The organism is Maribacter luteus, from assembly GCF_009674825.1.
Classification (GTDB): Bacteria; Bacteroidota; Bacteroidia; order Flavobacteriales; family Flavobacteriaceae; genus Maribacter_A; species Maribacter_A luteus.
This window is the reverse complement of the sequence record NZ_WKJH01000028.1, coordinates 122,308-134,492: the sequence shown is the minus strand read 5'-3', so window position 1 is coordinate 134,492 and position 12,185 is coordinate 122,308. Positions and strand designations below refer to the sequence as shown.

Genomic DNA, 12,185 nt, shown 5'->3' with positions numbered 1-12,185 from the left:
AAAGGAAATTTAGCTTCTCCGACCAAGTGTTGGCGAAGCTTTTTTAATTGAGCAATACCCTACTTTAGGGGTAGATAGAATATTGGTTGCAAATGAATAGATTCCTATTTCTTTTTTTTATGTTTTTCTGTGTTGTGGCCCTTTCGCAAACCAAGGTCGGGGGTGCTGTTGTGGATGAATTCGGTGAGCCTGTTCCGTTTGCCGATGTGCTCTTCAAGAATTCTACCGAGGGAACCATAACAGATGAAAACGGTAGCTTTTATCTTGAATCGGATACTACGTATGAAGTTTTGGTGGTTTCCTTTATGGGATATGAAACCAAAGAAATCGAATTGCCCAACCGGGTGAACTATAAAATGCGGGTAGAGTTGCTAGAGTCTAGCCAGCAATTGGGTGAGGTTGTGGTTTTTGGAGGAAAACAACCCAAAAAGAACAATCCGGCGATAGATATTCTTCGAAAAATATGGTCCAAGAAGAGGGAAAATGGTTTACGTAAGTTTAAACAATACCAATATGATAAATACGAAAAAGTAGAGTTCGATCTTAATACTATTGATAGTGCCCTAATGAAAAAGAAGATTTTCAAAGGGTTGGAATTTGTTTTTCAAGATCTTGATACTTCCCGTATTACGGGTAAGACCTACCTCCCTATTTTCTTGAACGAAACTTTCTCAAAGGTTTATGGTGACAATACCACAAATGTTGAAAAGGAAGATTTACTAGGTAATAAGAATTCGGGTTTTGAAAACAATCAAGCGATTATTGCTTTTGTTGAGGATTTGTATCAAGATTACGATGTATACGATAATTACCTGAAATTCTTCGATAAAAGTTTTACAAGTCCGCTTTCAAAAACAGGGATAGATACTTATAATTATGTACTTCGAGACAGTGCTTTTATAGATAATAAGTGGTGTTATAATATTACCTATTATCCAAGGCGTAAAAATGAATTGACCTTTAAGGGCGATTTTTGGGTGAACGATTCTACCTACGCCATTAAGAACATAAACCTTGAAGTTACCAAAAGTGCCAATATCAACTGGGTCAAGGAAATATATATAGAACAGGATTTTGAGGTCGTTAGCGATTCGGTCTTCTTGCTGAAGAGAGATTATATGTTGACCGACTTCAGTTTGAGGAAAAAAGAGGAGTCCAAAGGGGTTTACGGTAAACGAACAACGGTTTATAATGATTATCGATTCAATATACCTAAACCCAAGGAGTTTTACAGGGTCAAGAGTAATGAATATGATCCTTTAGTGTTGAATAGGGACAGCATTTTTTGGCAGAATAATAGGTTGGAAGCATTGAATAAGGACGAAAAGGGTGTTTATCAGTTGTTAGATACCCTTAAAACAGTCCCTAAATTTAAATCGTTCTATAATATTGTCAGTATTTTGGGTTCAGGATATGTTGAAATTGACAAATGGAACGTTGATCTTGGGGATATCTATAGCGTATTCGGCTATAATGATGCCGAGGGTGTTCGGCTTCGAGGAGGGGCGAGGACTTATTTTGGCCAAAATGACCCGTGGCGTTTGGAAGGTTATATGGCCTACGGTTTCATGGATAAAAAAGTGAAACACGGCTTTTCCGCTAAGTGGCTGTTAGATAAAAAAAGTAGATTGATCATCTCCGGTGGCAATCGACGGGATGTGGAGCAATTGGGCTTAAGTTTAACCTCGACGAATGATGTACTTGGTCGTAGCATAGCCTCATCTTCGGTATTGACCGTGGGTTCCAATGATAGATTAACGAATATTAATTTAAGTACCTTTAATTTGGAGGTTGAGCCCTTGACCAATTTCCGGGTTCGGGTGGGGAGTTCTTTGCGAACGTTAAGTTCTGCATTGCCGGAAGCATTTAACCTTAACTACATTGATCCGGAATCCCCAACAGGTATTTCCTCAGAAGTAAAACAGTTCGATGTTAGTACTATGATCGTTTATACTCCCGGTAAAAGAACCATTGGGTATGGAGTCGAAAGAAGAAGTATAAACGATACTTATAGTACCTTGTTGTTGAACTATACAAGGGGTTTCGAGGGGTTTCTTGAAAGTGATTTTGATTATAGTAAACTACAGTTTTCCTATAGTCAACCCTGGCAATTGGGAGGTTTTGGGCGATTAATGAGTACGGTTGAGGTAGGTAAGACCTTTGGTGAAGTGCCCTTAAGTCTTTTGAATGTGGTTCCAGGAAACCAGACCTTGTTCACGATTTATAATACTTTTCCTAATCTTGATTTTTATGAGTTCGTTACGGACACCTATACCTCCTTGCATTTAGAGCACAACTTTAACGGTAGGCTGTTTTCCAGAATACCATTGATTCGAAAATTGAACTTACGGGAATTTGTTGGGTTAAGAGGTGTTTGGGGAGAATTGTCCCAAGAAAATATGGCATTGAGTGCCCCGACCAATATTCCATTACAAGCCCCGAATAAGAAGATTTATTATGAATATTCGGTAGGTGTGGGTAATATCTTGAAGTTTTTCAGGATTGACTTTAATTTCAGGGGGAATTATTTTGAGAATCCCGATGCCAGACGTTTTAGCGTTACCGGGGAATTCGGATTCCATTTTTAAAGGGATTTTGGGGAAACAGGAAAAGCTAATTCAATCTTTTCAATATCTTTGTAATACAAAAAAAAATAAATTATGAGTAAAAAACCAAGCCTCACTTTTGATGTACTTATTGAAATACCTAAGGGAAGTAGAAATAAATATGAATACGATTTTACATTGAATAAGATCCGATTCGACCGAACCTTGTTCTCGTCAATGATGTACCCGGGTGATTATGGGTTTATTCCAGAAACCTTGGCCTTGGACAAAGATCCCTTGGATGTTTTGGTGTTGTGTACGGAACCTACCTTTCCTATGGTGGTGGTAGAGGTAAAACCTATAGGGGTTTTTCATATGACAGATGAGAAGGGACCGGATGAAAAAATAATATGTGTGCCCATCTCCGATCCTATATGGAGTAAAAGAAATGATATAATGGACGTGAACCCACATAGATTAAAAGAAATAGAACATTTTTTCCAAGTATATAAAGATTTGGAAGAGAAGAAAGTAGATGTTGGCGGATGGGGAGATTCCAAAGAAGCTGTTCAAATTTATCATGAATGCGTTGAGCGTTATGAGAACAGTGAGCATAAGAAAAAACGTACGTTCACTATTTAAATCTGAATTTAAAGGTATCAAAAGTGGCTTTTCAATATTGAAAAGCCACTTTTTTTATCTATTTGATTTTCTTACTTTAGCGCGTATTTTAAAAACCTAAATAACTGAAAAATGGATTTAATAGTGAAATTTTTACCGGCCTTTGGAGTTTTGGCTCTTATGTTCGTGTTTATCAAGAACATGTGGGTTTCAAAACAAGAAGTTGGTGATGCAAAAATGGCAAGAATTGCCAAGAATATTGCTGATGGTGCAATGTCATTTTTAAAAGCTGAATACAAAATATTGTCAATTTTCGTAATCGCAGTGGCGATTCTCCTCTACTTTAAAGGAAGTAATGAAACCGGATCCCATGGAATGGTGGCAATTTCTTTCGTTGTTGGGGCCATTTGCTCCGCATTAGCCGGTTTTATAGGCATGAAAGTGGCTACAAAGGCAAATGTTAGAACTACACAGGCGGCTAGAACCTCATTGGGCAAAGCCCTTGAAGTTGCTTTTGCCGGGGGTGCTGTTATGGGTCTTGGGGTCGTAGGCCTTGGGGTATTAGGATTAAGTGGTTTATTTATAATTTATCAGAATATTTGGCCTGGTGCAGACAATCTGGGATTGGTGTTGAATGTGCTATCAGGATTTTCACTTGGGGCATCTTCCATCGCCTTGTTCGCAAGAGTTGGTGGCGGTATTTATACCAAAGCTGCTGATGTCGGTGCTGATTTGGTAGGTAAGGTAGAAGCGGGAATTCCTGAAGATCACCCATTGAATCCAGCTACTATTGCCGATAATGTGGGTGATAATGTTGGTGATGTTGCCGGGATGGGGGCCGATTTATTCGAGTCTTATGTTGGTTCTATCATTGGTACAATGGTCTTGGGGGCTTTTATCATTACTCCTGATTTCGCTGGTTTAGGAGCGGTTTATTTGCCATTGGTACTAGCTGCAGTAGGTATAGTTATGTCGATTATAGGAACATTCTTCGTTCGGGTTAAAGATGGGGGTAACCCTCAAACAGCTTTGAATATCGGGGAATTTGGTTCGGCCGGTTTAATGGTCGTGGCATCCTATTTTATTATTACCACAATGATTCCTGAATCAGTTGACGGTTTGCCAAGTGGGGCTATGGGTATTTTCTGGGCTACTTTGGCCGGATTGATAGCCGGTTTGGGCGTAGGTAAAATAACTGAATATTATACTGGTACAGGTACAAAACCCGTAAACTCTATTGTGCGACAATCAGAAACTGGGGCAGCGACTAATATTATCGCTGGTTTAGGAGTAGGTATGATGTCTACAATGATTCCTATATTATTGATCGCGATCGCGATTGTGGTTTCGTTCCATTTTGCCGGTTTATATGGTATCGCCATCGCCGCCGTTGGTATGTTGGCCAATACTGGAATTCAATTGGCCGTAGATGCTTACGGACCTATATCCGATAATGCCGGTGGTATTGCGGAAATGGCCGAATTGCCAAGCGAAGTTCGTGAACGTACCGATAAATTGGATGCTGTAGGTAATACAACCGCCGCAATTGGGAAAGGATTCGCAATTGCTTCGGCAGCTTTGACAGCTTTAGCCTTATTCTCAGCATTTATGAAAGTCGCAAATGTTTCTGCTATCGATGTTTCTAAACCGACTGTGATGGCCGGACTTTTGGTTGGGGGTATGTTGCCATTCGTATTTTCGGCCCTATCAATGAATGCCGTTGGGCGTGCCGCTATGGCAATGATAGAAGAAGTAAGACGTCAATTTAGGGATATACCACAATTGAAAGCTGCTTTGGAAGTCATGAGGGCCGTTGATTCCGATATGACAAAAGCAACTCCAGAACAAAGGGCTATTTTTGATGAAGCTGATGGTTTGGCCGAGTATGATAAATGTGTGGCCATCTCCACACAAGCATCGATTAAAGAGATGGTATTGCCTGGCTTGTTGGCAATTGCCGTTCCTGTAGCAGTTGGTTTTATAGGAGGTGCGGAAATGTTAGGAGGACTACTTGCCGGGGTTACTACCTGTGGGGTGCTCATGGCAATTTTCCAATCCAATGCAGGTGGTGCATGGGATAATGCCAAAAAGATGATCGAATCGGATGGTAGAAAAGGTTCGGATGCACATAAAGCGGCTGTTGTAGGTGATACCGTTGGTGATCCATTTAAAGATACTTCAGGACCTTCATTGAACATTCTTTTGAAATTAATGTCAGTCGTTGCATTGGTGATCGCACCTAGTATAGCTATATCGGCAGATACTTTGACGGCCTATAATGAACAGAAAGCGGTTACCGAAATGGTGGCACAGGAAGTTCGGAAAGAGGTCAGGGTAGAAATGAAAAAGAATGATGACGGAACGGTAAATGCAACTGTAACTACTGCTGAAACCTTAAACGGTGAAAAGACTGTTTCTAAAGAAGTGTTCACAGGTAGTGAGGAAGATGTAAAAGCTAAAATAGAGGCTTATAAAGGAGCTGATTCCGATATAAGTATCAAAGTAAAGAAAGAAGTTGAAGAGGTTATAAATAAATAATAACCCAAGTTCTTTATATAAATAAAAACAAACCCTGATAAAAGTTGTCAGGGTTTGTTTTTTTATTGATTTATTGAAGTTTAAAATTAATAGGAATACTGAAAGGAACCTTTACGGCTGTTCCCCTTTGTTTGCCGGGCTGCATTTTTGGTAATAGTTCAATGATGCGTACGGCTTCAGCTTCTAGATATTTATCCGGTCCCCTTTTTTGAATGTGTCCGATACTACCGTCGATCTCAATAATAAATTGCATGTAAACCTTGCCCTGGATTCCCATTTCCAAAGGAATATCGGGATATTTAAAGTTTTTTCGAATGTGTTTGTTCATCTGTTCTTGAAAGCAAGCCCGTTTATCGGTTGCATTTTCACATCCTGGAAAAACAGGCACATCCTCTATTACAGAAAAAGGAACGGGAGGCAAATCAACAGGGTCGTCGATGACATCAATATCGTTGACATCCAGAATTTCTTTTTCCGTGTCGCTTTCCAAAGATTCTATTACAGTTTCAATTACTGGGTCATCGTTTTCCGCAACCTGGATTATTTCCGGAATTACCGGAGCGGGAGGTGGAGGCGGTATATTCAACGTAATGATTGGCGGTAATTCTCCAGGCAGTTCATCAGGATTGTTAATGGCTTCGGTGAAGTAATGGGGTTTGTCGTAGGTTTTCCATTCAAAAGCTACATAGGTCAGTACCATGACCATGATTAGTCCTATTACAAAATAAAGTCCGCTGTTCTTGTTTAAATCCCTCTGGGGATATTTTTTTGGTTTCATCATTCAAAATTTTAGGTCCTTCCATTGAAAGGAGCGGTTATACAATGGTTACAAGTCTACTATATCGGTGTCCGGAATTGATATAATCGGTTTCTAGGCTTGACGAATGTTTTGAATGAATCTACATCTTATTCGGTGTTCCCCAAATCAATTTTGAGTGAAGGGTCTATTCTATTGAGTGAAATATACCTTTGAAAGAGTAACGTGTTTGTTAAAAGTGGTATTACCTCCTTTTATGTAGGAATAAAACCAATGGACTTCTCCTTTATCTTAGAAATTTCAGGGATGTACCTTCCGGTATTTCGTAAGCATCTTTTCCTTTCTCGAAAATCCGGGCATTAAGCTGACTACCTTGAAGTGTTGTTTCTTCGTTTTGAACTCGGATCCAACTGCCTTCTCTTAAACCGATAACCGGAGTGTTGTTGAATTCATGAAATTCTTTGATACGTGTTTCCCGCGTTTCCCCTTTATGGGTTGAATTTGGATCCGGGTCAAGGTAATGTGGGTTGATATTAAATGGTATTATTCCCAAACTATCAAAACTTGGTGGATAGACAATGGGCATGTCATTGGTGGTTTTAATGGTAGGGCCGGCAATATTACTTCCGGCACTGGTGCCCAAATAAGGCGTTCCGGAATTAATTTTATCCTTTAAAATTGGAATGACCCCGTTTTGATAAAGACCGTTGACCAGTACAAACGAATTTCCGCCACCTGTAAATATACCCTTGGCTTTTTTTATTGCTTCAATAGGGTTTTCAAAAGTGTTAAGGCCAACGATTGACTTATTTATATTCTTGAATCCTTTTTTGGCGATTTTAGTGTATTCATCATGTGATATGCCACCCGGTCTTGCATACGGAATGAAAACTACTTCATCCGTATTCTGAAATAATTGTTCTAAGCTATCGAACAAATAATCCAAATAAGTACTTCCGAATATTGTAGATGTACTGGCAAGCAGGCAGTTTACCATAGTCGACCTTTTTTAGAACAGACCGTTGATCTCTGCATCTATCTTGTTCAGAATTTCACCAAGGTCCTCAGGATTATCCACGAAATCCAGGTTGTCGACATCAATAATCAGGAGTTTGCCTTTTTCATATCCATAGATCCAAGCTTCGTAACGCTCGTTCAACCGACTTAGGTAGTCAATGGAAATGGTGTTTTCATAATCCCGGCCACGTTTATGTATTTGGGATACCAGATTAGGTATAGTGCTTCTTAAATAGATCAAAAGATCCGGGGGTTGCACCAAGCTTTCCATTAGTTCAAAAAGACTCGAATAGTTATTGAAATCCCTATTGGTCATCAGTCCCATAGCGTGGAGGTTAGGTGCAAAGATATAAGCATCCTCATAAATGGTCCTATCCTGAATAATGTCTTTGCCGCTTTCCCTGAAGCTGAGTACTTGACGATATCGATGGTTTAAGAAATAGATTTGAAGGTTAAAGCTCCACCGTTCCATTTGGTTGTAAAAATCATCCAAATACGGGTTGTCAACAACGTCTTCAAAATGGGCTTCCCACTTATAGTGTTTTGCCAATAGTCTAGTTAAAGTGGTCTTTCCGGCGCCAATATTTCCTGCAACGGCAATATGCATAGGGTATTCAGATTTGTGTTTTTCAATTGAGTTTAGGGGAGTACAATATACAAGATAACTACAGGATGAAAAAACCTTTATGTTAATATCGAAAAAAAAATAGTTGAAAGGTGTTTTTTTTTTGAATTACAGATTAAACCTTATGCCTATCCTATAGTCCTACACTATATAATTCGATTTACATTTCACCATGACCAAAATAAACCATAGTTCAGTACATCGACCTGGATGCAGAAATTCTTTTAAAGATACAATTGTCCAACAAATAAGGAATAATATTTTATTCATTCTTGTAATGGTCATTGGTATGCATGCTGGTTTTGCACAGGACTTTCAGGGAAAGGCCACATATGAGAGTAAGACCCAAGTGAATATAGATTTTGGTAATAGGCAAATTCCCGAAGACCGAAAGAAGGAAATCATGGAACGGATGAAGAAGGCAAATGAAAAGACATTTGAACTTTCTTTCAATGCCACGGAATCAATATATGAAGAAGTTGAAAAATTGGAACAACCCGGTAATTCAGGGCCAAGAAGAATGCGCTTTGGGGCTATGGGATCAGCAGGAGGTGATTTATATAAAAATATTAAAGAAGAAAAGTACCTTATTAAGAATGAACTTTTTGGCAAGATTTTTTTAATAGACGATACTCTTGAAAGATTAAATTGGCAATTGGGTAGCGATACTAAACAAATAGGTAATTACACGGCATATAAAGCTACTGCGGTTAAAACGGTTAAACGCCCCAATATGCAGGCATTGTTCCGTGGTAGAAGAAGGGATAATGATAACGCCGATAATAAGGAAAAAGAAAATAACGAGCCCGAATTTATAGAGAAGGAGGTTGTCGTAGAAGCATGGTATACACCGGAAGTCCCTATAAATCATGGTCCTTCTGAATATTGGGGATTACCAGGACTTATTTTGGCCGTTAGTGATGATGTTACTACCATAATTTGTTCCAAGATCACCTTGAACCCTAAGGATAAAATTGAAATCAAAGCTCCAAAAAAAGGAAAGAAGGTCACACAAGCCGAATACGATGAGATATCTCGCGAGAAAATGATAGAAATGAGGGAGAACTTTCGTAACAATCGAAGTGGCGGAGGCGGACGTGGAGGTGCAAGATTTTAGTGCAGACAATTGACAGAATCCATTATTTCTTCCCTAAAAAATATATTTAGATGAAAATTACGTTGAATATGCTGGTCTTTTTGGCCTTGGGATTTTTTGTTTCGGCCCAAGAGATTACATTAACGGGAACGGTTAAAGATAGCACGGGAACAGGTGTTGATATGGCCAATGTGATTGCCATAAATACGGCTACAAAAGGTTTGGAGTCTTATGGTATCACCAATCACTCCGGGCAATACAAATTAAATTTAAAAACCGGGAGTCAATATACGGTCAAGGTTAGTTATTTAGGCCTAAAGACCGAGTCTTTTACATTTACCGCACAGCAAACGGATGCCGTAAAGGATATTGTAATGGAGGAACAGGCCAATCAGTTAGATGAGGTTGAGGTTACCTATGAAATGCCCGTTTCGGTCAAGGGGGATACGATCGTTTATGATACCGATTCCTTTGTTTCGGGGACAGAGAAAAAATTGAAGGATGTGCTCGAAAACCTTCCGGGAATAGAAATCGATGACGACGGAAAAATAGAAGTTGAAGGGAAGACCGTGACCAAGGTAATGGTCGAAGGAAAGGACTTTTTCGATGGGGATTCCAAAATTGCCGTTGAGAATATTCCCGCCAATGCTTTAAGTAAGGTAGAGGTACTTAAAAATTACAACGAGGTTTCACAAATGAAAGGTCTCACCAATGATGATGACAATGTAGCCTTGAATATTCGATTAAAAGAAGGTAAAAAGAAATTTTGGTTCGGGGAGCTAACAGCGGGTTATGGGCCTGATGATCGTTATCTGGCACATCCAAAACTGTTTTACTATAGTCCTGAATATAGTATAAATATCATAACCGATTTAAATAATTTGGGTGAGGTACCCTTCACCCGTAGTGATTATAGGAATTTCACAGGAGGATTTCGGAGTATAAATGTACGCGGAGGTAGCTCAATTGATATTGGATCAGATGGTCTGGGTCTTACTACGGCCCAAAATAATAGGGCGAACGATATTGATACCAAATTTGCCGCGGTTAATTTTAGTTATGCCCCGACCAAATCATTGGATTTAAGCGGTTTTGGAATTTATTCTTACACAGGCACCTTGATGAAGTCACAAAGCACTACTACCTATATTGCCAGTAACGATATTGAGAATGCAACAACCAATACCGATCAAACGGTGCAATTGGGGCTTGCGAAATTAAGTGCAAGGTATAAGCCTAGTGTCGATCTTCAGGTAGATTATGATGTGTTATTAAAGCAATCCAATGATAATGAGGTGGTTGGTGTATTGTCCATATCGGATATTACAGATGAGATCTCAGAAGAAAAACGGCAGAAACCATTATCCATAAACCAAAATGCCAACTTGTATTACACCTTGAACGACAGGAATATTTTTGCTGTGGAGGCCCAGTATCTGTATCAAGATGAGGATCCATTTTATGAGGCTATTCGAAGTGAATTCGCTTTTACCGAAATTTTTCCGGTAGATGAAGATCAAGAAATTTATAATTTGAATCAAATAAAGAATACGGTAACCAATAAGGTTGATGCGAAGGTCGACTATTACTATGTGTTGGGAGACAAAAGTAATTTGAACTTTACTTTGGGGACAACACAAAGCCATCAGAATTTCAACTCCGCTATATATCAGATATTGGACGGGGATAATATTTTGGATATTGAAGGCTCGGACTATGAAAACGATGTGACCTATAGTGTTTCTGATCTTTATTTAGGTTTTCATTATAAGGTTATATCCGGGATTTTCACGTTCAACCCTGGGGTTACCTTGCATCAGTTTAATGTAAAGAACGAACAATTGGGAACTACGGTAAAAGATGATCTTACTTCCTTGTTGCCAGATGTTTATATTAATGCCCAATTGAAAAAATCGGAAAACCTTAGGTTTAATTATAGGGTAACCCGGTCGTTTACTGATGTCAATAAATTTGCACAGGGGTATGTACTTAATAACTACAACTCTGTTTATCAAGGGAATAGAGGTCTGGAAAGTGCCTTGAACCATAATCTCTCATTGAATTTTTTCAGTTTCAATATGTTCAATTTCACGAATATTTTCGGGAATGTCACTTATACGAAAAGAATCGACGCCCTGAAAAGCAGTGCTGAAATTGTGGGGATTAACCGTATCAGTACCACGATCAATTCAAACTTCGAAGATGAATCGTTTTCGGCCAATGGGCGCTATGAGCGTACTTTTGGTAAAATTAAGGGTTCGGTGCGAGGTAGTTTGGCATGGTCGACCACCAATAACCTGGTAGACAATGCACAACTCACTTCCAATGCATTTACCCAAAATTATCAGGGGGCTGTGTCTACAAATTTTAAAAATGCACCCAATCTTGAAGTAGGGTATCGCTATAGTGTGAACAATTATGACAACGGCGGGCGGGAAACAACCTATTTCACTAAAAGACCTTATGCCAGGTTCGATACGGCTTTCCTTAAGAACTTTATCTTGACCGTAGATTATGATTATTACGATTACACCGATAAAGAAGGTACTATTGATAATAAGTATAGCTTCTTGGAATCGGATTTAACCTACCAACAGAAAGATAGTAAATGGGAATTCGGAATTAAGGGGACTAACCTGTTAAATACCAGTATCCTTAATAGGGATAGTACAAACGACTTGTACTTTACCACACAATCTTACTTTGTGCAGCCGAGATATGTGCTATTTACGGTTAAATATGATATATAGTACGCTGAGGTATTGATTACGAATACAATTGATTATTTTGGTGTTTTTTTGATAAAATACAATCGGTTTATATTATATAAGAAAAACATTTTTTATACTTTTGTCCCCAATCTTGAGAGGAAAGATTTGACTGATTGCAACCTCATAGCCTAAAATTTAAATTAGGGCCTGGTTCTTAAGGGAACTGGATACTGGACTAAGTTCGGTATTGTAAAAATGCTAAAGCAGTGATAAC

Annotated in this window: 8 protein-coding genes; 5 read left to right on the top strand and 3 right to left on the bottom strand. The window is 38.9% G+C overall.

Features of this window, described 5'->3' with window-relative positions:
- The first annotated feature begins 92 nt into the window (after positions 1–92).
- The 3 genes from GJ691_RS16900 to GJ691_RS16890 all read left to right on the top strand — a co-directional run bounded on the left by GJ691_RS16900 (position 93) and on the right by GJ691_RS16890 (position 5,705).
- Positions 93–2,588: a DUF5686 family protein gene (locus GJ691_RS16900; protein WP_154369039.1), complete on the top strand. Its 2,496-nt coding sequence runs from the start codon at positions 93–95 to the stop codon at positions 2,586–2,588.
- A 72-nt stretch (positions 2,589–2,660) separates the two neighbouring features.
- Entirely contained in the window at positions 2,661–3,188 is a 528-nt protein-coding gene (locus tag GJ691_RS16895; protein ID WP_154369037.1) for an inorganic diphosphatase, read from the top strand.
- A gap of 111 nt (positions 3,189–3,299) precedes the next feature.
- Positions 3,300–5,705 (top strand): sodium-translocating pyrophosphatase, encoded by a 2,406-nt coding sequence (locus GJ691_RS16890; protein ID WP_154369035.1) that lies wholly within the window; start codon positions 3,300–3,302, stop codon positions 5,703–5,705.
- Positions 5,706–5,775: 70 nt separating this feature from the next.
- Here the strand turns inward: GJ691_RS16890 and GJ691_RS16885 are convergent, their stop codons facing one another.
- The 3 genes from GJ691_RS16885 to GJ691_RS16875 all read right to left on the bottom strand — a co-directional run bounded on the left by GJ691_RS16885 (position 5,776) and on the right by GJ691_RS16875 (position 8,086).
- Entirely contained in the window at positions 5,776–6,486 is a 711-nt protein-coding gene (locus GJ691_RS16885) for an energy transducer TonB (protein WP_317665931.1), read from the bottom strand.
- A 262-nt stretch (positions 6,487–6,748) separates the two neighbouring features.
- Complete coding sequence (pepE, locus tag GJ691_RS16880) at positions 6,749–7,459, bottom strand: dipeptidase PepE (RefSeq protein ID WP_154369033.1); 711 nt, start codon at positions 7,457–7,459, stop codon at positions 6,749–6,751.
- 12 nt (positions 7,460–7,471) lie between these two features.
- Entirely contained in the window at positions 7,472–8,086 is a 615-nt protein-coding gene (locus GJ691_RS16875) for a deoxynucleoside kinase (RefSeq protein WP_154369032.1), read from the bottom strand.
- Positions 8,087–8,276: 190 nt separating this feature from the next.
- Between GJ691_RS16875 and GJ691_RS16870 the strand changes: the two genes are divergently transcribed.
- Positions 8,277–9,221 carry a GLPGLI family protein gene (locus tag GJ691_RS16870; RefSeq protein ID WP_154369030.1) on the top strand — a complete coding sequence of 315 codons (945 nt, stop codon included), beginning with the start codon at positions 8,277–8,279 and terminating at the stop codon, positions 9,219–9,221.
- Between the two features lie 50 nt (positions 9,222–9,271).
- On the top strand, positions 9,272–11,950 hold the full coding sequence (locus GJ691_RS16865; RefSeq protein ID WP_154369028.1) for a TonB-dependent receptor: 2,679 nt from the start codon (positions 9,272–9,274) through the stop codon (positions 11,948–11,950).
- Positions 11,951–12,185: the final 235 nt, after the last annotated feature.